The 21,976-nt window shown below is 58.4% G+C and carries 18 protein-coding genes and 1 tRNA gene; 11 read left to right on the top strand and 8 right to left on the bottom strand.

Going from position 1 to position 21,976, the window contains the following annotated elements:
* Positions 1–141 precede the first annotated feature (141 nt).
* The 6 genes from HCK86_RS15020 (at position 142) to HCK86_RS15045 (ending at position 7,675) form a co-directional block, all read left to right on the top strand.
* Complete coding sequence (locus tag HCK86_RS15020) at positions 142–1,074, top strand: peptidylprolyl isomerase (RefSeq protein WP_176085285.1); 933 nt, start codon at positions 142–144, stop codon at positions 1,072–1,074.
* Between the two features lie 62 nt (positions 1,075–1,136).
* The gene (argJ, locus tag HCK86_RS15025) at positions 1,137–2,378 is read left to right on the top strand and encodes a bifunctional glutamate N-acetyltransferase/amino-acid acetyltransferase ArgJ (RefSeq protein ID WP_176085286.1); all 1,242 of its coding nucleotides are present in this window, start codon (positions 1,137–1,139) and stop codon (positions 2,376–2,378) included.
* Between the two features lie 400 nt (positions 2,379–2,778).
* Positions 2,779–5,700 carry an HD domain-containing phosphohydrolase gene (locus HCK86_RS24310; RefSeq protein WP_176085287.1) on the top strand — a complete coding sequence of 974 codons (2,922 nt, stop codon included), beginning with the start codon at positions 2,779–2,781 and terminating at the stop codon, positions 5,698–5,700.
* Positions 5,701–5,948: 248 nt separating this feature from the next.
* Positions 5,949–6,713, top strand: a complete 765-nt coding sequence (locus tag HCK86_RS15035; protein ID WP_348641084.1) for a GNAT family N-acetyltransferase — start codon at positions 5,949–5,951, stop codon at positions 6,711–6,713.
* On the top strand, positions 6,710–7,117 hold the full coding sequence (mutT, locus tag HCK86_RS15040; RefSeq protein WP_176085288.1) for an 8-oxo-dGTP diphosphatase MutT: 408 nt from the start codon (positions 6,710–6,712) through the stop codon (positions 7,115–7,117). Before HCK86_RS15035 ends, mutT begins: the two co-directional genes overlap by 4 nt.
* A 12-nt stretch (positions 7,118–7,129) precedes the next feature.
* Complete coding sequence (locus HCK86_RS15045; protein WP_176085289.1) at positions 7,130–7,675, top strand: GNAT family N-acetyltransferase; 546 nt, start codon at positions 7,130–7,132, stop codon at positions 7,673–7,675.
* Here the strand turns inward: HCK86_RS15045 and HCK86_RS15050 are convergent.
* Positions 7,644–8,528 carry a methyltransferase domain-containing protein gene (locus tag HCK86_RS15050; protein WP_176085290.1) on the bottom strand — a complete coding sequence of 295 codons (885 nt, stop codon included), beginning with the start codon at positions 8,526–8,528 and terminating at the stop codon, positions 7,644–7,646. The two genes, HCK86_RS15045 and HCK86_RS15050, sit on opposite strands and share 32 nt — an antisense overlap.
* Before the next feature lie 74 nt (positions 8,529–8,602).
* Here HCK86_RS15050 and HCK86_RS15055 point away from each other — a divergent pair, with 74 nt between their 5' ends.
* The 4 genes from HCK86_RS15055 to HCK86_RS15070 are packed head-to-tail and all read left to right on the top strand — an operon-like array spanning position 8,603 to position 10,963.
* The gene (locus HCK86_RS15055) at positions 8,603–9,373 is read left to right on the top strand and encodes a ComF family protein (protein WP_281409607.1); all 771 of its coding nucleotides are present in this window, start codon (positions 8,603–8,605) and stop codon (positions 9,371–9,373) included.
* 43 nt (positions 9,374–9,416) lie between these two features.
* On the top strand, positions 9,417–9,689 hold the full coding sequence (gene grxC, locus HCK86_RS15060) for a glutaredoxin 3 (protein ID WP_176085291.1): 273 nt from the start codon (positions 9,417–9,419) through the stop codon (positions 9,687–9,689).
* Positions 9,686–10,519 carry a carbon-nitrogen hydrolase family protein gene (locus tag HCK86_RS15065; RefSeq protein WP_176085292.1) on the top strand — a complete coding sequence of 278 codons (834 nt, stop codon included), beginning with the start codon at positions 9,686–9,688 and terminating at the stop codon, positions 10,517–10,519. Before grxC ends, HCK86_RS15065 begins: the two co-directional genes overlap by 4 nt.
* Before the next feature lie 15 nt (positions 10,520–10,534).
* Positions 10,535–10,963, top strand: a complete 429-nt coding sequence (locus HCK86_RS15070) for a DUF1178 family protein (RefSeq protein WP_176085293.1) — start codon at positions 10,535–10,537, stop codon at positions 10,961–10,963.
* Between the two features lie 45 nt (positions 10,964–11,008).
* On the opposite strand, the gene HCK86_RS15075 is transcribed toward HCK86_RS15070, so the two are convergent.
* A tRNA-Ala gene (locus HCK86_RS15075) sits at positions 11,009–11,084 on the bottom strand.
* A 345-nt stretch (positions 11,085–11,429) separates the two neighbouring features.
* Here HCK86_RS15075 and HCK86_RS15080 point away from each other — a divergent pair.
* Positions 11,430–12,494: a porin gene (locus HCK86_RS15080; protein WP_176085294.1), complete on the top strand. Its 1,065-nt coding sequence runs from the start codon at positions 11,430–11,432 to the stop codon at positions 12,492–12,494.
* Between the two features lie 137 nt (positions 12,495–12,631).
* Here HCK86_RS15080 and HCK86_RS15085 read toward each other — a convergent pair whose 3' ends face one another.
* The 6 genes from HCK86_RS15085 to HCK86_RS15110 form a co-directional block, all read right to left on the bottom strand.
* Positions 12,632–16,432 carry a hypothetical protein gene (locus tag HCK86_RS15085; RefSeq protein WP_176085295.1) on the bottom strand — a complete coding sequence of 1,267 codons (3,801 nt, stop codon included), beginning with the start codon at positions 16,430–16,432 and terminating at the stop codon, positions 12,632–12,634.
* A gap of 233 nt (positions 16,433–16,665) precedes the next feature.
* Positions 16,666–17,553, bottom strand: coding sequence for an ATP-binding cassette domain-containing protein (locus tag HCK86_RS15090; protein ID WP_246739622.1), 888 nt, complete (start codon positions 17,551–17,553; stop codon positions 16,666–16,668).
* A complete protein-coding gene (locus HCK86_RS15095) occupies positions 17,550–18,362 on the bottom strand; it encodes an ABC transporter ATP-binding protein (RefSeq protein ID WP_176085297.1) in 813 nt (270 codons plus the stop codon). Before HCK86_RS15095 ends, HCK86_RS15090 begins: the two co-directional genes overlap by 4 nt.
* Positions 18,359–19,240: an ABC transporter permease gene (locus HCK86_RS15100; protein ID WP_176085369.1), complete on the bottom strand. Its 882-nt coding sequence runs from the start codon at positions 19,238–19,240 to the stop codon at positions 18,359–18,361. Before HCK86_RS15100 ends, HCK86_RS15095 begins: the two co-directional genes overlap by 4 nt.
* Positions 19,241–19,249: 9 nt before the next feature.
* Positions 19,250–20,230: an ABC transporter permease gene (locus HCK86_RS15105; RefSeq protein WP_176085298.1), complete on the bottom strand. Its 981-nt coding sequence runs from the start codon at positions 20,228–20,230 to the stop codon at positions 19,250–19,252.
* A gap of 83 nt (positions 20,231–20,313) precedes the next feature.
* A complete protein-coding gene (locus tag HCK86_RS15110) occupies positions 20,314–21,972 on the bottom strand; it encodes an ABC transporter substrate-binding protein (RefSeq protein WP_176085299.1) in 1,659 nt (552 codons plus the stop codon).
* Positions 21,973–21,976: the final 4 nt, after the last annotated feature.

Consider the following 21,976-nt stretch of genomic DNA (forward strand, 5'->3'; position numbering starts at 1 on the left):
GCAGGCTAGGCAGACAGATAAGAGGGGGGTTAAGGGATGTCAACGACAAACGCCGTTCCATATTGGCCACATTCTTATGAACACGGTCGGGGGGAAGGGAATGGCGCGATGCTTTTCCACCAGTCAGATAAAGGTGATTTCATGCAAAAACGTTATTTGGTAGCCGCTGCTCTTCTGGCGACGACCGTCGGTTTCGGCCTCCCCTCCTTCGCGCAGGATGCCGCTCAGCCGGCGACCGACGCCACGGCGGCACCGGCTGCCGATGCTAGCGCTGCCGCACCCGCACCTGCCCCGGAAACCGTCATCGCCACGGTCAACGGTCAGGATATCCACCAGTCCGAGCTTGATGCAGCGATTGCCGAGTTCAAGGGGCAGGTCGGCAACATGCCCGCCGAGCAGCTGAAGGCACTGGCGCTTTCGAGCCTGATCAACATGAAGCTGATGGCAAAGGCCGCCGAGCAAGAGGGCATTGACAAGACTGACGCGTTCAAGGCCCGCATGGCCGAGCTGCGTGACCAGGAACTCTACAATGAATATTTCCAGGCGCATGTTGCTGACGAAGTGACCGACGACATGGTCAAGGCCCGCTACGAAAAGGAAATCGCAGCTGCGCCGAAGCAGGAAGAAGTCAAGGCCGCACACATTCTCGTCCAGAGCGAGGATGAGGCCAAGGACATCATCAAGCAGCTGGATAACGGCGCCGACTTCGCCGAACTTGCCAAGGAGCATTCAAAGGATTCCAACGCCTCTGACGGCGGTGACCTCGGCTACTTCTCCAAGGGCCAGATGGTTCCGGAATTCGAAAAGGCTGCCTTCGCCCTGAAGCCGGGCCAGTATACCGAAACCCCGGTCAAGACCCAGTTCGGCTACCACATCATCAAGGTTGAAGACATCCGCGACAAGCAGCCCGTTCCCTACGAGCAGGTCGCCCCGCAGGTGCGCCAGATGGTGGTACGTGACAAGTACATGGAAGCCATGAACGCACTGAAGCAGGGTGATACCGTCGTCATCGAAGATAAGGACTTGCAGAAAGCCTACGACGACGTCAATAAACAACAGCAGGCACAGCAGTAATCGCCTGACCCGCGGCCCGCTCTGATCAAGCGGGCCGTTTCTCCATCTAGAACGGAGCCATCATGTCGTCCGCCATTTCGCCCCTTGCGCCCAAATCCTATCCGCCAATGCCCCCCGTCAACGGTGTCCGCCTCGCAACGGCCGCTGCCGGGATCAAATACAAGGGCCGAACCGATGTCATGATGATGGTCTTCGATGCGCCGGCGAGCGTTGCCGGCGTCTTCACCCGTTCGAAGTGCCCGTCTGCGCCAGTTGATTACTGCCGGCAGAACCTGGTCCACGGCACGGCGCGCGCTGTCGTCGTAAACTCCGGAAACGCCAATGCCTTCACCGGCAAGAAGGGCGCAGAGGCCACCCGGTTGACCGGCGAGGCCGCCGCTGCCGCTGTCGGCTGCGCCACCAGCGAAGTCTTCCTCGCCTCCACCGGCGTTATCGGCGAACCGCTCGACGCCTCGAAATTCCTGGGCGTGCTCGACAATATGGCCGGCGCGGCCGTCGAGGATTTCTGGTTTGATGCCGCCAAGGCCATCATGACCACAGACACCTATCCCAAGGTTGCCACGCGTGGCGCCACGATTGACGGGGTTTCCGTCACCATCAACGGCATGGCCAAGGGCGCCGGCATGATCGCGCCCGACATGGCAACCATGCTCTCCTTCATCGTCACCGATGCCGCAATCGATGCGGCCGTGCTGCAGGCGCTGCTCTCGGAAGGCGTCGGCCCGAGCTACAATTCCGTGACCGTCGACAGCGACACCTCCACGTCTGATACGGTCCTGGCCTTCGCAACGGGGGCCGCAGCCAAGGTCGGCCAGACACCGGTGACCGATGTCGCCGATCCCGCGCTTGATGATTTCCGCTCCGCCCTTCACGCCCTGATGATGGATCTGGCGCTTCAGGTCGTGCGTGATGGCGAAGGTGCGCGCAAGATGGTCAAGGTGCTGGTAACCGGCGCCGAGAACAATCAGGCCGCCGCCGTGATCGCCCGTTCGATCGCCAACTCGCCGCTGGTCAAGACCGCGGTTGCCGGCGAGGATGCCAATTGGGGCCGTGTTGTCATGGCCGTCGGCAAGGCTGGCGAAAAGGCTGAACGCGACCGGCTGGCGATATGGTTCGGCGATATCCGCGTCGCCGTCGAGGGCGAGCGCGATCCGGACTATTCCGAGGCGGCCGCTTCCGACGTCATGAAGCAGGACGACATCACCATTCGCGCCGATATCGGCCTTGGAGAGGGAACGGCAACGGTCTATACCTGCGACCTGACCAAGGAATATGTCGCCATCAATGGCGATTATCGCAGCTGAGCCACACAGGCCGGCTTGTGCCCGAGACGCTTTTGATCTGATTGCAATATCCCGGCATCCCCGTCTGGCGTGCCGGGATTTGTGTTTGCGCAGCGGCGGAGCCAACCATGCCAGACCGCCAAAAGTCTAATCCCAAAAGCGCTAATATTACGCAGAATAGCTATTCTTCTTGCATCCGCTTTTACAGATCGATTTTTATTGTTCTCACAATTCAGAAAATCACTATGACTCTTTCCTGTAAGGGATTAACTTGATCGCCCAGCACCGGGCGAAAACGATGCAAAAATGACAGCGATATCACCGCAGAAACGGACTTTCGCGGCCGGCAGAAAGACTGGCGATATTGCGATCACAGATTAAGGCATGAGCAGGTTCTGCAAGATTGCCGTTGGGGAAAACAGTGACGCACCGGATTTCATTGCGTATCTACGTTCTAGCACTGTTGCTGGCGCTGCTGATGACATCGCTCTCCGTTATTGTTGTGGTTCAGTTTAACGCCACACGAAACATGCTGATCGTTTCCGCGGAGCAGCTTTTCGCCAGAGCCAGCAGCAATGCGAGCCAGTCCCTGAATGCGATCGCCGAAAAGGCGGCCATGGCGGCAACGCTTGTCTCCAAATCGGCGCTCGCCGACGAGACCAGCCTCGAGGGCCGCGAGAAATCCGCCGCAATGCTCGCCGAGATCCTGCGTCAGGATAACGCCATCTCCGCCGTCTACATGGGTTATCGCGACGGCGACTTCTTTCTGATGCGCAGAATCACCGCCGGTCAGCCGGGAACCGCGCGCCTTGCAGCCCCGCCCGACAGCCAATTCCTGTTGCAGACGATCATGCGTGATGGTCCTTCCACGCCGTCGCAGGGACGGTACACCTTCTACGATTCTTCGCTTCACATTCTTCAGGACCGCATCGAGCCGGGCTATACCTTTGATCCCCGGCAGCGGGACTGGTACAAGGAAGCAATCAATACGATCGGTATCCACCAATCGGACCCCTATGTATTCTATACCACCGGAGAGCTCGGCCTGACCTTCAGCCGTCAGGACCCGACGGGATCTGCGGTTGCCGGAGCCGATGTCACCCTGGCTCAGCTCAACAAGATTCTTGAACAGGACCGCCCAACGCCATCCTCCGTCGCCGTCATCCTCGGCGCCGGCGATCAGGTGATTGCCAGCAGCGAGGCAACACGGGAGAGAGCGGAAGGAGATTCCGCGACGGCGGCAAGTTATGGCATGCCGCCCGCACTGGCCAATGCAGGAAAGCAGGCACTCAGTGATATTCTGAGTGCAACCGCATCGGCTGAGGTGGTGTCACGCGCCCTCACGGAAGGGCAGCAGCGCTGGCGCATCTTCGCCCAGGCCTTTCCCGGATCAAGCGCCTATCGGCTGGTCATCGCCAGCCCTGAAAGCGAACTGACGGCCGAGGCTGAACGCATTCGTCGCCACCTGCTCTACTGGTGCATCGGGGTTATCGCCGTCTCGATCGCGCTGGCACTGGTGATTGCCCATATCATCGCCGGTTCACTGCGCCGGCTGGAAAGCAAGGCGCATGACATTGGCTTGCTGCGCTTCAATACCCGACACAAGAACCGGTCTTTCATCGTCGAAGTCGACCGACTCGGCCTGGCGATCGACAAGCTAGAGACGACGGTCCAGCGCCTGCTTTCGGTCAGCAAGGCGCTCACATCAGAAGAGGACTATACCGCGCTGCTCGATCTGATCATGTCCAGCACCGTCGAGGCGACCGAGGCCCGTGGCGCGATCCTCTATCTCGACGCAACCGACGGCAAACTCGAGCCGGCCTGCGCCGTCATGGACGGCGCGCATGTCGATATCGCTCGGATTCCCGTCCTGGACCGCCAGCAGCGGCAGCATCCGGCGATGGCGACGGCCGGAACGGCAGGGCGTGTCTCGGCCGCAAGCCGGGCAGAAATCTCACGATGGTATCCCGATACGATCGCGGCGGAAGATTTCACGCTGGTGCGCGTCGGTCTGTCGGATCGCAAGGGGCTGAGGCTTGGTGCCCTGCTTCTTTTTCTTGCGCCGAGTGAAAACCCCGAACGCGACCGGGCGGATATCCTCGCCTTCACCTCCGCCATCTCCGGTCTGGCGTCCTCGGTCATCGAGACAGCACGGCTGATCCACGACCAGCGCAAGACCATTTTCGGCATGGTGGAACTGGTTGCCAGCGCCATTGACCAGAAAAGCCCCTATACCGGCGCCCACTGTCAGCGCGTTCCGGTCTTGACCGAAATGATTGCCAAGGCTGCGATCGCAACAACCGAAGGCCCGCTGAAGGATTTCAGCATGACCGCCGATGAGCAGCAATCGCTCAACCTCGCCGCCTGGCTGCATGATTGCGGCAAGGTGACGACACCGGAATATGTCATCGACAAATCGACCAAGCTCGAGACGATCTACAATCGCATCCACGAAATACGCACGCGCTTCGAGGTGGCAAAACGCGAGGCAGAAGCGCACTGCTGGCGCGACATTGCGGAACAGGGACTGGCGGGCGCCGGCCGGCAGGCCCGTCTCGACAGACTGGCGCAGCAATGGGCCGAACTGGACGCGGATTTTGCCTTTGTCGCCGCATGCAACACCGGGGCCGAGCCCATCCAGCCCGAAACCATCGCACGGCTGAATTCCATTGCCGGCAAATCCTTCACCCGCACCCTCAGCGACCGGCTGGGCCTTTCATGGGAAGAGGAGGCGCGCCTGGCCAGGACCGATGCGCCCGCCCTGCCGGTGGCCGAGCCGCTCCTGGCCGACAGCCCGAACCATGTCATCGAGCGGCAGGAACGCGACAAGATCGCCCCGGACAATCCGTGGGGCTTTACCATCAACGTCCCGACCGTGCTCTATAACCGCGGCGAGATCTACAACCTGTCCATCCGCCGCGGCACACTGACTGACGAGGAATTCTACAAGATCAAGGAACATGCGGTCTCCACCATTCGCATGCTCGACAAGATCCCCTTCCCGGCCCATCTCAACGGCATTCGCTATCTTGCCGGTGCCCATCATGAACGCATGGACGGGAACGGTTATCCCTGCAGTCTGGATGCGCGGGAACTGAGCATTCCGGCGCGGATGATCGCCGTGGCCGACGTCTTCGAGGCCCTGACGGCGGCCGACCGTCCCTATCGGCGGGCCATGCCACTTTCGCGTGCCCTTTCGATCATGGCCTCGATGCGCGCGGAGGGGCATATCGATGGCGATATTTTCGCACTCTTCCTCACCTCCGGCGCATGCCTCAGCTACGCCAGAGCCAATATGAAGCCGGAGCAGATCGACGCGGTGGAAATCGCGGATTATCTCTAGCGCATCGGCTCGAAAACCGGAATCGATTTTCGAAAAGAACGATTCGTAGTTTCAACACGATGGAGCGTCCTGCTGCGCCCAAAAGGACGCGCGGCGCTCTAGACCGGCAGCGCCAGGGCCAGCATTTTCAGTTGCCGCGCGGCAACACTGTTGCAGCCACCGTCATCATGGTGTTTACAGACACCGCGCCCAGCCTATTATTGCGGCCACAACAATGACTTGGGTTCCCGCACGGAAGCGAAAGACACGTGAATACAGATCTGCCGCTGGTGCGGCGCCTTGAAGCTATGGGCCTCAGAGCATGGCCGGCAAAGACCGTCGTCTATGACGGCGCCTGGCAATACCGTCTGACTGCGGGCCACCCGTCCAAGAGGCTCAACAGCATCACGGTGCTGGATCAGTCAGACATTGCAGATATCGAAATCAGGCTGGAGAAGGCCCGCCGTCACTATGCCTCGTTCGGCCGGCCCATGCTTTTGCGCGAGACGCCGCTGACGCCGGCAATGCTGATGGAGTATCTCTCGAGTGAGGGCGCCGAAGCCTTTGATGAGACAATCGTCATGACCCTTGATCTGACGCGGTTCAGCGGCGAGGCGACACTGGATCTGCTGCCAAGTCATGATATCGGCCGATTCGCCGATGCCGTGCTGGCGGTAAAGCCGGAAGATGGGCTGACCAAGCCTGGCCTTGCTGAAGTGGTGACAGGCATTCGCCCGGCCCACGGCTTTTTCATCCGCGAAGAAAGTGATGGAACGCCGCTGGCCGTCGGCCTGTGTGTGCAGGATTTCGAGATGGCCGGCATTGAGCTTCTCACAGTGAAGGCCAGTCAGCGCCGGCAAGGTCTGGGACGCGGCATCACCACAGCCATGCTGCACTGGGCGAAGAGCCGCGCGGCACGGCTAGCCTGGCTGCAGGTCACCAGCACAAACGAACCTGCCATCACGCTCTATCGCAATATGGGCTTCACCGAGGCCTATCGTTACCGCTACTGGCGAGAAACCGAGACCCGATGACTGATTTCAAAATCCTGCTGGTTGCCGCCTGCGCCCTGATCGACGCCGATGGCCGCATTCTTCTTGCCAAGCGCCCGGAAGGCAAAGCGCTGGCCGGCCTCTGGGAATTCCCCGGCGGCAAGGTCGAGCCGGGGGAAACGCCGGAGGCCTGCCTGGTCCGGGAGCTCGAGGAAGAACTTGGGGTGACGACGAAACCCGCCTGTCTGGCGCCGCTCACCTTTGCCAGCCACACCTATGAAAGCTTTCACCTGCTGATGCCGCTCTATGTCTGCCGCCGGTTTGAGGGCATTGCCACCGGCCGCGAGGGACAGGCGATCAAGTGGGTGCGCGCCGCCAATCTGCGCGACTACCCGATGCCGCCCGCTGACGAACCGCTGATCCCGATGCTGCAGGATCTGCTTTAGGACCTCTGCCTGATGTTCGAGATCCCGCGCCTCAACACCAAACGCCTGATCCTGCGCGAGGCTTTGATGAGCGACTTCAGCGCCTATGCCGCGCTCATGGCCTCGCCGCGGGCAAATGGCATGGGCGGGCCCCATGATGAAGCCGCCGCCTGGCACATGTTCTGCCACGATATCGCGCAATGGCCGTTGCTGGGACATGGGGCATTGATGGTCGACCTTGCCGAAACGGGCCAGTGTATCGGTCAGGTCGGCATCAACCATGGGCCGCTTTATCCCGAGCATGAGCTCGGATGGCTGCTCTATGACGGTTACGAGGGCAAGGGATATGCAACGGAAGCGGCAAGCGCCTTGCGCGACTGGGCCTTTTCAGCGCTGAAGCTTGAAACGCTGGTCAGCTATACCGACGCCGACAATACCGGCTCCATCGCCGTTGCCAAAAGGCTTGGCGCCGTTCTGGACGGGCAGGCACCCCGTCCGCATCCGGCCGATCTGGTCTGGCGCCATCCCCGCCCCGAGGCTGCCGCCCTCAGCGCTTCAACGGAATTTCCGAGGTGTTGAGTGCATCGGCAAGGCGGGCCTTGGCCGAGCCTGGTTTCAGCGGCTTTTGCTGGCTCTCATGCGGCGCCCAGCCCGAAACATAGATGATGGAAAAGGTGGCGCGAATCCGCCCGTCAGGATCGGCATAACGCTCGGCATAAAGCTCGGCCGCGCGCAGGAAGAAGGCGCGACCGACCGGCTTTTTCGATCGTCCGGCGAGCGGATTGCTCATGCCCATCGCCTTCAGGTCAGCCATCAACGCAAACAGATTGTCATAGCGCACCGTATAGCTTTCCTGATCCACCACCGGCAGGGTGAAGCCGGCACGCTGCAACAGGCCGCCAATATCGCGCACATCGGCAAAGGGAATGACCCTCGGGCTTGCACCGCCATAAAGCTCCGCCTCAGCGGCCAGCAGACAGTCGCGCAGTTCGCCAAGCGTTCCCGCGCCGGGAATGGCTGCGAGAAACAGGCCATCAGGCTTCAGCGCCCGGCGGATCTGGATGAACATGCCCGGCGTATCATTGGTCAGATGCAGCGCCAGCGGCGACAGCACGAGATTAACCGATTGCGGGGCAAGATCAGGCCATTCCAGTGCGGCGACCCGCAGATCCTCACCCGTCGCGCCGAAGGCCTGATCCACCTCGACCCGCTCGATTGTTTCGACCTTGCCCGTGGCAAGAGCGGCGCGGGCGGCAAGCCCGGTTGCGCCATGCAGCTCCACCCCGTGGGCGAAATGACGTTCAACCACGCCGAGCCGCTCTGACAGTTCTTCGGCTGCGATCTTCAGCAGGAAGTCGGCACCGGGAACTGCGGATTGCAACGCTTTCAGACGCCGGGACGCTGCCAGAGCCGTGTCGAAGATTTCGTCCATGATCCTGTCTCCTTCACGCCGGGCGCTGTAAAATCCTGCTCGCAAAGAACGCCTGACAACGATAATGTCAAGCGATGGACACAATTCACCGGCTGCAAACTCCGCTCTTGGCTGCAGGCCGTGCGCTCGGCACGTTCGGGGCCGCGCTCGGAACGCTGGTGCTGCCGGCCATGTGCCCGGGCTGCAAACGGCAAACAGGCACGCCGCACGCGCTCTGCCCCGACTGCTGGTCCGATATCCGCTTTATCGAGCGTCCCTATTGCGAGGTTCTGGGCCTGCCCTTTTCCCACGATCTCGGCACGGACATTCTGTCGCCGGAAGCGATCGCCCATCCGCCGCCCTTCGATAAACTGCGCTCCGCCGTTGCCTATGAAGGCAAGGCACGGGTGCTTGTTCACATGTTCAAATATCGCGACAGCCCTGACCTTGCCGTGATGATGGCGGGTTTTATGGCACGCTCGGCTGATGGCATTCTCGAGGAGGCCGACGCGATCGTGGCAATTCCGCTTCACCGCCGCCGCCTCGTCGCCCGCCGCTTCAACCAGTCCGCCGAACTCGCCCGCCAGCTGGCAAAGCTTTCCAAAAGGCCGTTCCTCGCGGGGCTGATCGAACGGCGACGGCACACCGATCACCAGGTCGGCCTCACCAGAGCCGCCCGCGAAGACAATGTGCGCGGCGCCTTCGCGATTGCGAAAGGCCGGGAGGGCGAAATCTTCGGCAAGACGCTGGTTCTGGTCGATGACGTGTTCACCACCGGCGCCACCATCGCCGCAGCGACACGCATGCTGAAAAAGGCCGGGGCAGCGCGCGTCTTGGTCTTGACCTTTGCACGCGTCCTCTATTGACCCTATATGACAGATAAATTGAACATTCGAGAGTGACGAGGCCATGGCCAGGATTGAAATCTACACGCGTGAATTTTGCGGCTTCTGCATGCGCGCCAAGCAGCTTCTGACGGAAAAGGGTGCCGCGTTCACCGAGTTCAACGCCACGGAAACGCCATCCGCGCGCGCCGAGATGATCGGCCGTTCCGGCGGGCGGGCCACCTTCCCGCAGATCTTCATCAATGGCCACCATGTCGGCGGCTGCGACGATCTCTATGCGCTTGACGCCGAAGGCCGGCTGGACCCGATGCTCGCAGAAGAGGGAAGCGCTGAATGACATTCACCGCAGCAGCCATCCAGCTCTGTTCGACCACCAGCCCGGCGAAAAATGTCGCGGCGATGGAAACACTGGTGCGCGAGGCCGCGAACCGCGGTGCAGGCTATATCCAGACGCCGGAAATGACGGGTGCGGTGCAAAAGGATCGCGCCGGTCTCAGGGCGGTACTGCGTGGTGAAGCCGATGATCTGGTCGTTGCGAAGGCCGCCAGCCTTGCACGGGATCTCGGCATCCATCTCCATATCGGTTCAACCGCCATCGCCCTTGATGATGGCATGATCGCCAATCGCGGTTTTCTGTTTTCGCCCGAAGGCACTATTCTGGCACGCTATGACAAGATCCATATGTTCGATGTCGATCTCGACAATGGTGAAAGCTGGCGCGAGAGCGCAGTCTACAGGCCGGGCGAGAGGGCAGCTGTGATCGACACCCCGCTGGCCAGGATTGCCATGGGGATCTGCTACGACGTCCGCTTCCCTGATCTGTTCACCGCCCAGGCGCTTGCCGGGGCCGAAATCCTGTCCGCGCCTGCGGCCTTCACGCGCCAGACGGGCGAGGCACACTGGCATGTGCTGCAGCGGGCCCGCGCCATCGAGAACGGCGCCTTCATGATTTCTGCCGCCCAGGCCGGCCGGCATGAAGACGGGCGCGAGACCTATGGCCATTCCATCATCATCGACCCCTGGGGACGCATCATGGCGGAGGCCGACGGTGAAGGCGAGGCGATCGTCATGGCCGAAATCGACAGCGCCGCTGTCAGGGCCGCCCGCGCCAAGATCCCCAACCTGAAGAATATCCGCCCCTTCACGCTCGAAACTTCAGCGCCCTGACAAGGAGATACAGGCGTGATCCATTACGCACTGACCTGCGACAACGGACATGGATTTGACGGCTGGTTTGCCGGGAGCGACGACTTCGACCGGCAGGTCGAGAGCGGCTTTCTCACCTGCCCCGTCTGCGGATCAGCACGGGTGGAGAAATCGCTGATGGCACCTTCCGTTTCCACCGCGCGCAAGCAGGAAGAAAAGCAGCAGCGTCTCGTGAAGAAGGCTGAGCGCGAAGCGGCTGCCAAGCTTCGCGAAGCCGTTGCCGCGATTCGTGCCAACAGCGAAGATGTCGGGACGCGGTTTCCCGAGGAAGCGCGCAAGATCCACTATGGTGAGGCGAAGGAACGCGGCATTATCGGTGAGGCGAAGGCCGACGAGGTGCGCGCGCTCATCGACGAAGGCATCGAGATCATGCCATTGCCACAACTGCCCGAAGATGCGAATTGACCCGCCCTGCGCTACGCCATCAAACGTCACGATCATGACCGGAAATGGTGGAGCCGAGCGGGATCGAACCGCCGACCTCTGCAGTGCGATTGCAGCGCTCTCCCAGCTGAGCTACGGCCCCGTCAATAGAGCTCTTACTCCAATCAATTATCACAGGCAAGCAGTCCGGACGCCTTTTCGGCCTCATAAAACCCCGCATTGCAACAAGCCGCATCGCAAGAAATATATTCTTTATATACAATAAAAATCTCAAAAAAGATAACAAAACAAAAATGCACCGTTGCCAAGAAACAACATCTCCAAAAACAATGATCGAAATTCCGATCATATTCTTTCAATAGATTGTAAATCTCAGCCTGAAATGTATGCTTGGGTTGCAGATCATCGAGTTTATGCGTAATGCGCAGCACTCTGGGGACATGATAACTGCAAAAAATAAGAATAAACGAAGTTCGGAGATCAGGGTATGAACTTGAAAAGCCTTCTATTGGGATCCGCTGCGGCTCTCTCGACGGTAACGTCGGGTTATGCGGCAGATTCGGTCAACAACACCGCCATTATCGTGGAGCCGGTGTCGCATCAAAATGTTGAAGTCTGCGATGCCTTCGGCAAAGGATATTTCTACGTTCCGGGTTCGGAAACCTGCCTGCAGATCGGCGGATATGTGCGTTTTGAAGTCAAGTTCGGGGGGATCGATACCGGCTCAACGATCGATGGCGACTGGTCGCCTTATGCAAAGGCGCTTCTGTCGATCACCACCAAGACGGATACCGAAATCGGCGTCCTGTCATCCGTCTTCCAGCCGATGATCTATGCCTATGCCAATGGCGACGGCACCGAGGTGGAGCTGGACAACGCCTATATCGATGTGGGTTCAGCAGTTCAGCTGCGCGCCGGTTACTTCAAGTCCTACTGGGATGACGACCTTTATGGTGAGCTCGACAAGATCGACAACGTCACCAAGAACAACTCCATCCGTGTCGCCTATGCCGCCAATGGCTTCACGGCGGGCCTGGCGCTCGATGCCCTGAGCGCAAGCGACACGGGCGCAAACTCGGTAAAGCTCGGCATTTCCGGCCGTCTAGCCTACGCGCTTTCCGATTCTCATTATATCAAGCTGGATGGTGCCTACGACGGCTACGACAATGCCACGGCCCTACGCTTGATGACCGGCTTCGGCATCGGTCCGGGAACCTTTGAACTTGCAGGCCTCTACGCCAGCGCAATGACGCCATATGCACCGGATTTCACCGCAAATAACTGGAATGACTCGCCCATTGCCGGCACCTACATGAAATATGCCGTTGCTGCAGACTATTATTTCAACGTTGCCGACAACGTCGTTCTGGTGCCCCAGGTTCAGTACAACGTCGCCAGCAATAACAGGACCTTCTGGGAAGCCGGTACGGTGGTGGACTGGGAAGTGGTCAAGGATCTGCACGCCAAGGCAAACATCAACTATGCCTTCCTGAGCAGCGACTGGAATCAGCAAAACGTCTTCGGTTGGTTCCGGCTTGAGCGGGATTTCTGATGGTCATGCTTTCGCATTGCCAACGATAGAGCAAGTTGACCTGAAAAGGCCCTCTCGGGCCTTTTCGGCGCTCTTGTGGATGTCCCCGCCGTCGCCGGGCTGAATGACCCTGAACGATCGGTGCTGCATCACCACATTCAAATTTTCGGGGAACTCATCAACATGCCACTCAGTCCTTCCATTTGCCATGAGAAAGGCAGTTTCGCCGGAAACCCGTCCTTATGCACAGCGATGAGCGTGCCTGCCGGAGCCCTGTATGTCACGCCTGCGGCAACCCCTTCCTTCCGACCACCGAAAACGGAATCGCGTTTCGACGAATCTTCCATGGAATGGAATTCTTGAAATGCGATCCGATTCAGCACGCGCGAAGCCATAACCTGCGTCGCTGCATCGCTGACCAGGATTGATTTTCTCTCGCATACGTCCTGCAGGTCTTTGTAATCGATCTTGATAGGCTTAGCAGACAGGCGGTAATCCGCGCCGTCAGTCGCATCAGCAGAATCTGGAGCCCGCGACCTTGTTTTGCCTGCAAATTCCGAAAGGGTCCGGGCATAGCTGTCAAGCGCCCTCTCGACTTTGCTTGCATCAAGATCGTAATGAACATGAGAAACAATCGCTAAGGACCCGGCATGCTTATTTGTCACCGAGTTGTTTCTGATCGATGAAACGATCGTGTTTACCCAACCTGCACCGGCCTTCTCACCCTCAAACGTGACAGGCTTGTCCTTGCTTATCCAATCGCCGATTGTCAAAGGTCCATTGCCAAAATTCTCGACGAGGGAGGCCGGCTTATTGATACTCGCCAGCGCTTTATGCAGCAGGTCGTCCCTGTCTTTTGCGAATGTGAGAGGCGCTTTGACAAAGTCTGCGCCCTCGAAGACAAGGGTTTTCGACTGCATGGTCTCAAGCAAGGTCGCCGTAAGCTGATCTTTCAATTTGCTGAGCTTATCAACAGTGTCGCGCGGCGCATGCCTGGCGATCTCTTCAAGGTCGGCATTCATGCTCTGGAGTTTTGTTCGGAAGGCTTGCGGCAATCTCGACTCCTTCATGGCATTGAAGACGCTTTTCTGATCAGCATAACCACTGGCCTGGCTCGTCAGCCCTTCTTTCTTCAGCACGCCGGGAGGAAGAGGTCCCTCGTTACGCGTATAGATATTAAGCGGGAACGAGACTGAGGCAGTTCCCTCCAAGGAACTCGAAGTCGTCGCGGACATCTTGCCATTATCGTTACGCTCGAGTGTCTTGCGCGAAACTTGAACTCCCGTTTCGACGTCGGCTATCAGCGACGCTTTGAGTTTCAGCTCCGCTGCGATGTTCGTGGCGGTTTCGGCGGAATGCCCGACATTAAAGATACCAAGCGGCTGCGAAGGATCCGCCTTCTTCTCGCCCAACAGAACCTTGAGCGTATCGCTGATCCTGTCGCTGGATTGATAGAAGACGAGCTCATCCTGCGTCTCTTTCGTCCACCCGGCGACCCCGCCGAGCGCGAGCCCCGTCTCCGCATTGACGACCGAACTCGAAACAGACGGAAGTGCAAGGGCGTTACCGAACAAGACTTTGACATTTGCTTCGGCACCAAGCGCTTGTTTTGATTTGGCCCTTACTCGAATCTGAAACACATCACCGCCGACATTTTCGACTTCAATTGTAGAACCGCCGACCTTGCTTCGACTGAAAGAAGCAGAAACAGCAAAATTACCAACCCCGTAACCGGCAGCGCACTTCCACTCCATGGAGCGGCCACTGGAAAATGAAATGGAGCTTCCTGACTGCGGGAGCAGTTTCTGGACAGCATCAATGAAACTGGAACTCCCCTCTACTGCAGCACGCTCCAGTAGCCGGTTGCTCAACACATTCGGGCCCGTGTTCAGTATGCGATTGGTCGCGTCTCGCTCGGCAGCCATCTGACGGTGCATTGCTACGCTTGATGCTGAATCCAGCTGTGCGTACAGTTCACCTGGCTCCACCAATTCTGAAATTTTTTCACTCCAGCTATCGAAGCCGCGCTGTGTCGCATCATAAAGCTCACTCGCCTTACCGGAGGAACGGTCGCGTGCCAGGGAGGATACCAACACCTTGGCAGAAATCACCGCCGCTGCCAGTTTGCGAACATTCAGGTCACTTACGGATTCCTCATTGCTTTGAACGCGAGCGATATCTTTCCTGAAACGGTACAGTCTTGTCCTGAGAAGCCTGAGATTTCTCCTATCATCATCCGAAAAATCATGTCGCGCCAGAATTTCATGAATGGACTCCTCTGTTTCACGACACCGCAATGCAATAACAGGAAGAATTTTATTATTCTCCTTATCGACTTTTTTACCGAATTGAATATTTTCAGCAGGCGCCTCCATCACCCCATTATTCTTTTCAACAAGCCTCAAAGCATTGACTATATTCATTGATTCAATTTCTTTAATACTTTTTGATCTATTATTGTTTTTGCATTGAATTACGCGATCGAGTGCCGAGTCCGGGTCACGCAAAAGCCCCTTCAATTGCGAATAGTTTTCCTCAATATTCCTCTTGGCATCGTTTCCTTTATTGACAACCCTTTGATAATCTGACGTATTTGACAATACTCCGACTGCGCCAGACGATAAACCATCAAGGTTACTTGCGCCTGCCTTGAAAGCTGCAGTAACACCTCCATTTACGCCAATCTTCTGGAATCCCGTTCCGACGGCTGTTAAGGCCACCGTTTTCGCGACACCTTGAACCGCCGTCCAAATTTCAGCCCTGGTGTCAGATTTATGCACACCGTCGCCCGCCCCTTTGCGGACAATATCTCTTTTGAAAGAGAACGCCGTTCTGGTGGAATATGTTTTCGATCGGTCGTTCACATTGCGGGCACCCGGAGCATATATATGTGACCCTAGACGACGGGATTTGTCGTAGATGTGATCCGCCTCGAGGCCATCGGCCTTCAAATAGACGGATGCCCTGCCCTCGCGCAAAATCTCAACATTTTCGCCGAAGCGCCTCAGGCCGACGATTTTGGTTTTCCCCTTCGATTCTATCTCGGTTTCCTGTCCGGATGAATTCGACCTGAACACAACTTGATTTGAGCCGGGGCGAACATACAAAAGCCCCTCTTCGTCGCCATTTTTTGCCGGAATCTTCATCGGATCTACGAATCGCAATGCTTCGTCACATGGCCTGAAATCAAGTCGAATTTTAAATGGAACCGCGCCTTGCCCCTCTTGTAGCTTTGCATGATTGCCCGGCACGAAGTCGGCCTTTTGTTCGCCCGGTTCCAGCTTGAGGTCAATTTGAATATTGTACAGGTCCTGCGGACGATCCTTGTCGCTGACCTGTGCCACAAGCGTTGAACCAGGTCCGAGCCATAGTTTCTTGAAATCGACCGCCAACTGGCTTTTGTCGATGACGATTTCGGACTGGACGGAGAGTAAATCCTTTCGGATACCCTTAAGAAGTGCCTTTGGCCAACTCAGGTTCTTGCCGAAGCGAAGAGCGATATCGCCGCCTTCGCGGACTTCAAGATTGCCATGGTCTGCAGAAACTATGTTTTGACCGCGTTTCAAATCTGGCCAGACATGGTCTAGGCTCAAGACGTTGCCTAGGTTCACACTTGGCGCCTCGCGCGTGCATCGCTCGGGCGAGCGCTCCAGAACCCCGTCCGTCACGCCATCAGCCCCGGCCTTGAACAGGCTCGACGGCGCCGAAGTGCCATCAAACGACCCGACGGAACCCGTGCGCGACGATAGCATCGCAGAATCTGCTCTGGCAGCAGCAGCCGGCGCCCGACCAAAACAAGAGCTCAGCGTGGCATCACGGGCGGCCAGATCGGCATCGCCCGATTCAAGCCCTTGGCCGGCATTCCGATTGATTGCCGAAAAGATAGCGGGGGGCGCAATCGTGCTCGAAGGCCTGACTATCTGATGCGCTCCGGCAGCTCCGCTAGGGATATTATTCATGTTCAGGCCTCCTAAATGAAAGTCGACCAGATTTATATCTACGTAATATAAGTTAGAAAATTTCCTTTTTGCTTAGTGAATATTCAGAACCCTTAACATTAATTATCTGAAATGCACCGATTTTCAAAAATACAAACACTTGCATCCGGTCAGCACTTAAAACGGATTGCAAACGTTAAAAACAAATAATGAATAATGCGCCCGGATGTCAGCATCTTACCTGATGCCCCCCCTTAACTGCAGATAAAGTGTCCGGCGCCAACCGTGATGGTTCTGGCATGATCTCCAGCTGCGGCGCGAATCTCCGCAACCTCCGCCGCTGCAAACGCACGGCCATCCGCCAGGCGGACATCGGGATCAGGAACGGCAGACAGCAGCAGGCGCGTATAGGCATGGGCCGGATTGGTCAGCACGGCGTCAACCGGCCCCCACTCAACCACCTGCCCCGAGAGCATAACCATGATATCGTCAGCGACATAGCGCGCCGTGGCGATATCGTGGGTGATGTAGAAAAGCGCCAGACGGTGCTCCCGCTTCATCCGGTTCAACAGGTTGAGGATGCCGAGCCGGACCGATACATCCAGCATTGATGTCGGCTCATCGGCGACAATCACCTCAGGTCGGACGGCGAGTGCGCGGGCTATGGCAATGCGCTGGCGCTGACCGCCCGACAGTTCATGCGGAAATTTGGCGAGCATCTGCTCCGGATCGAGACGAACCTCGGCAAGCAGGCGGCGCATTTCCGCCAGCCGCGCCCGCCGGTCGAGATCGCGCCGATGCAGCTTCAGCGGCCGCTCGAGATGATAGGCGATGGAATGGGCCGGATTCAGAGCCGCGAAAGGATCCTGAAACACCATTTGCACCGAACGGCGATAGTCTCCCATGCGCTGCTCCGAAAGTGGCGCGCCGCGAAAGGAGATCGTGCCGCTGTCGGCGCTGTATTCACGCATGAGCAGGCGGGCACAGGTGGTCTTGCCACTGCCGGATTCCCCGACCATTGCCAGCGTGCGCCCGGCCCGCAGCGCAAAGGACACCGAACGCGCGGCATAGACCGGCGGCGTCCCGGCAAAGACCTTCGAGACTTTATCAAGCCGCAGGATTGCGTCATCAGTGCCCGTCAATCGTCTTCTCCACGAATTTGCTGACCGTGCAGGCGTGGCATGGAAGCCCATAGCTTGCGCGTATAGGGGTGCTGAGGGTCATTATGGATCTGCTGCGCGGTCCCGGTCTCGACCAGCCTGCCCTCGAGCATGATGCCAATCCGGTCCGAGACCTGCACCATCAGGCCCAGATCATGGGTGATAAACAGGACAGAAAAGCCGCGTTCACGCCGCAGCTGATCAATGCGCTGCATGATCTCGCGCTGCACCACGACATCCAGCGCCGTGGTCGGCTCATCCATGATCAGAAGCTTGGGATCGAGCGCCAGGCAGATGGCAATGACGATCCGCTGCCGCATGCCGCCGGAGCACTGATGCGCATAGGATTTCAGCCGGTCGGCGGGAATATCGACCAGCGCCAGCAGTTCGGCCGCCCGCTCCCGCGCCTCAGCCCGGTTCATGCCGCGATGCACCTTGAGCACATCATAGAACTGGCTTTCGATGGTCAGCACGGGATTGAGCGCATTCATGGCGCTTTGAAACACCATCGCCACCTCGGCCCAGCGGAATTTCGAAAGCGCCTTGCTGTCGAGATCGAGCACATTGCGCCCGGCGACGATGATTTCCCCCTGACGGATCAGCGCCGGCGGCTTGTGCAGCCGGCTGACGGCAAAGGCGATGGTGGACTTGCCACAGCCGCTCTCGCCAGCCAGACCGAAGAACTCGCCCCGGGCAATATCAAAACTGACATCCGAAACCGCGTGAAAGTCTTCAGCCTCGCCAATATAGTCAATCGAAAGATTGCGCACGGAAAGTATGGGATCCATCAAAGCCGCCCCTCCCCGGCCCGCACAAGGCCGAACCATCGGCCGAGCCTGCCAGCCGTTCGAAGCCGCGGATTGGCGACCTCATCGATCGCAAAATTGACAAGCGCCAGCGCCACCCCAAGCAGCGCCAGCCCGAAGCAGGGCGCCAGCATATCCCACCAGGCCCCGACCGTAAGCGCAGAGGAATTCTGCGCGTTATAGAGCATGACGCCCCAGGACACGGCATTCGGATCACCAAGTCCGAGAAATTCCAGCGTGGCCTCTGTAATCACTGCGAAGATGACGCTGCCGAGAAAATTGATGCCGACGATCGAGATCAGATTCGGGAAGATCTCGAACGCCATGATCCGCCATTGCGGCTCCCCCAGCATTTCCGCCGACTTGACGAAATCCTTCTCGCGCACCGAAAGCGTCTCGGCCCGCGTCACCCGGACACCCCAGGCCCAGGAGGTAAAGCCGAGGATCAGCGCAATCACCAGCGGGCTGGCCTGACCGATAAAGGCGGCCAGCACCAGCAGCAGCGGCAGATTGGGGATCACCAGCACCATATTGGTGAAGAAGTTGATGATCTCATCCGTGAGCCCGCGCCTGTAGCCGGCGATGATGCCGAGAATGGTGCCGATCGCGGTGATCAGGAAGCCCGCGCCGAAACCGACGGCAAGCGAAGTGCGCGCACCATAGAGAAGCTGCGTGAAGACATCGCGTCCGACACGGGTTGTGCCAAGCAGGTGATCCCATGATGGCGCCTGATGCGGACGCCCGACACGTGATGTCGGGCCGAAAGGCGTCAGAAGCGGTGCCAGGATTGCGGCCAGCACGATCAGCAGAATGATCGAAAGGCCGATCACCGCCTTTCGGTTCTTCACAAGGCCTGAGAGCAGTGTTTTCACCTAACGGCTCCTCTTCAGACGCGGATCGAGCAGGACATAGCTCAGATCGACAATGAAATTGGCGGCTAGCATGGCGCCGGTCATGATCAAGAGCTGCCCCTGGATCACCGGATAGTCCCGCGCCAGGATCGCCTGATAGAGCGTATTGCCAAGCCCCGGATAGTTGAACACCACCTCGGTCACCAGCGATCCGCCAAGCACCGTTCCCAGCGCTATCGCCAGGTTGGAGACTGTCGGCAGAAGCGCATTGCGCGCGGCATACCAGAACATGACGCGGCTGTCGGACAGGCCCTTGGCGCGGGCCATGGTGATATAGTCCTCGCCCAGCAGGTTGATCATGTTGTTGCGCATGGTCACGGCAAAACCGCCGGTCAGCACGATCAGCATGGTCATCAGCGGCAGGAAGCCGTGATAGGCAACACTGCCGATGAAGGCCCAGCTAAAGCCGGGATCCAGCATCGGATCAAAGGCATAGCCGCTGGGAAACCAGTCAAGCGTGAAGGAAAATGCGAACAGGAGCACCAGTGCCACGACCACGGCGGGAATGGCGGTGGTGAAGATCGACAGCATGGAAACAGAGGTGTCGGTGCGCGAACCGCGCCGCCAGGCGGCAAGGACGCCCAGCGTGGTGCCAAGCGCGAAGGCCAGAATGGTCGCAAGCCCCATCAGGCCGATGGTCCAGACCGCAGCCCGCGCCAGAAGTGCTGTTACCGGCAGCGGGAAATATTTGATCGACATGCCAAGATCGCCGGTAAAGACGCTTTGCAGATAGGCGATATATTGCTGCCACAGCGGCGCATCGATGAAACCGAAAGTCAGTTTCAGTGCGGCAATATTCTCAACGGACAGCTGCGACCCGGCGCTAGCGAACATCATCAGGATGGGATCGCCCGGCATCATGCGCGGCAGAAAGAAATTGATCGTTGCCGCCGCAAGAAAGGCGGCCAGATAGAAGCCAAGGCGGCGCATCAGAAAGGCCATACGCCTCTCGTCCTTTCACTTGGAGATGGAAGGAGAACGCCGGCGCGGCCGCAAGGGACGCACCGGCGAAAATCGCGGCAGTGCTATTCTGCAACCGGCTTCAGTGCCAGAAGCTGCAACAGGCGGGCCGGATTGTAGTTGGAGACAACCGGGATAACGAAGGGGTTGTCCGCATTCGCCCAGCCGGTGAAGCGTTTGGTCGAATATTCATAGAAGGCCGGGCTGTTATAGACCGGGATCACCGGGAAGCCTTCGGCAACGATCATCTGCGCCTTGTCGAGCAGGTCCTTCTGCTTGGCCTGATCCTTGGTCTGCTTGTATTCATCAAGCACGGCCATCAATTCGGGGCTCTGCCAGCGCTGGGCCGCAAAGCGGCTCTTGCCGATGTCATCCGGGTTGAAGGCCCGCATATAGGGGAAATAGGGTGATGCCGCCGCGGCAAGCGCATTCAGCGTCATGTCATATTTCCCGTCGATCAGGTCAGAGGTCCACACGGCGGCTTCCGGCGTTGCCATCTTCACATCAAGACCGGCGGCCTGCATGGTTTCTATGGCAATCTGCACCGCATCGATCCAGTCGGTCCAGCCATTGGGGATTTCCAGCGAGAACGAGATCTTCGAACCATCCGGATTGTCGCGGAACCCATCACCATCGGCATCCACAAATCCGGCCTGGTCGAGCAGCGCTTCGGCGCCCGCCTGATCGAAGGTCGTGTACTTGCCATACTTGGCCTTCACCTCCGGATTGAGGAAAGACTTGTAGACTTCACCGAGATCGGCCGGATCATCATTGACGATCGGGTAGCCATAGCCGGCAATATCGACGATTGCCTGACGGTCGATCATCATCGAGACCGCGCGGCGGAAATCGACATTGTCAAAGGCCTTGCGATTATTTTCGTCTGGCGCCTGAAGGTTGAAGGAGAAGGAGACAAGGCTCGACGGCGTCAGCCAGTAGTGATTATGCTCCGGGTCCTTCTTGACAAAGGTGTTGTCGATATCGGGAATGAAGCTTGTCGCCCAATCGAGCGTGCCATCGGCAAGGGCAGAAAGGGTCTGCGGATTATCGGCCAGCTGCGGGAAGCGCAGGCAATCGACCTTGAGCGTATCATTGTCCCAGTAGTTCGGGTTGCGGCACTGCTCATAGACCTGCGGGGTGAAACGGGTGATTTCCGTCATCGGCCCGCTGCCGACCGGATTTTCATTGGCAAAGGTCACCGGATCGTCAATCTTCGACCAGACATGTTCCGGCACGATCGGCACGGCGACGATCAGATTGGCGATCAGCGAGTTCGGTGCGCTCAGATTGAACGTCACCGTGCGCGCATCGACCTGTTCAACGCTGGAAAGCTGCCCCCAGATACTGGTGGCATCGAGTGCAGGAAATTTCTTCAGATAGTCATAGGTGAACACGATATCGGCGGCCGTCAGCGGCTCACCGTCTGACCATTTCAGATCGGGACGCAGCGTGAAGGTGATGCTTTTGAGATCATCCGCCAGTTCATAGCTTTCAGCCAGACGGAAGACCGGCTTATTGCCGTCAATGCGGTTGAAGATCACGAGCGGCTCATAGATGAAATCAGGCGTCGAATAGCGCGCCGAGGTCTGGTTGAACGGGTTGAAGTTGCGCACCCAGGTCGTGGTGTTTTCCGAGTTGACGGTCAGGACCGTCTCTGCCGATGCAACGGACGCCGAAGCCATAAGGGCTAAGGCAAGCGGTACAATGATGCGGTATTTCTGCATGGTG

Origin of the sequence: Martelella sp. HB161492 (genome assembly GCF_013184775.1) — a bacterium.
Classification (GTDB): Bacteria; Pseudomonadota; Alphaproteobacteria; order Rhizobiales; family Rhizobiaceae; genus Martelella.

Coding starts and splice junctions, on each gene's coding strand:
- HCK86_RS15020 (WP_176085285.1), top strand. CDS start 142: ATGCAAAAACGTTATTTGGTAGCCGCTGCTCTTCTGGCGACGACCGTC.
- argJ (WP_176085286.1), top strand. CDS start 1,137: ATGTCGTCCGCCATTTCGCCCCTTGCGCCCAAATCCTATCCGCCAATG.
- mutT (WP_176085288.1), top strand. CDS start 6,710: ATGACTGATTTCAAAATCCTGCTGGTTGCCGCCTGCGCCCTGATCGAC.
- HCK86_RS15045 (WP_176085289.1), top strand. CDS start 7,130: ATGTTCGAGATCCCGCGCCTCAACACCAAACGCCTGATCCTGCGCGAG.
- HCK86_RS15050 (WP_176085290.1), bottom strand. CDS start 8,528: ATGGACGAAATCTTCGACACGGCTCTGGCAGCGTCCCGGCGTCTGAAA.
- HCK86_RS15055 (WP_281409607.1), top strand. CDS start 8,603: ATGGACACAATTCACCGGCTGCAAACTCCGCTCTTGGCTGCAGGCCGT.
- grxC (WP_176085291.1), top strand. CDS start 9,417: ATGGCCAGGATTGAAATCTACACGCGTGAATTTTGCGGCTTCTGCATG.
- HCK86_RS15065 (WP_176085292.1), top strand. CDS start 9,686: ATGACATTCACCGCAGCAGCCATCCAGCTCTGTTCGACCACCAGCCCG.
- HCK86_RS15080 (WP_176085294.1), top strand. CDS start 11,430: ATGAACTTGAAAAGCCTTCTATTGGGATCCGCTGCGGCTCTCTCGACG.
- HCK86_RS15085 (WP_176085295.1), bottom strand. CDS start 16,432: ATGAATAATATCCCTAGCGGAGCTGCCGGAGCGCATCAGATAGTCAGG.
- HCK86_RS15105 (WP_176085298.1), bottom strand. CDS start 20,230: ATGGCCTTTCTGATGCGCCGCCTTGGCTTCTATCTGGCCGCCTTTCTT.
- HCK86_RS15110 (WP_176085299.1), bottom strand. CDS start 21,972: ATGCAGAAATACCGCATCATTGTACCGCTTGCCTTAGCCCTTATGGCT.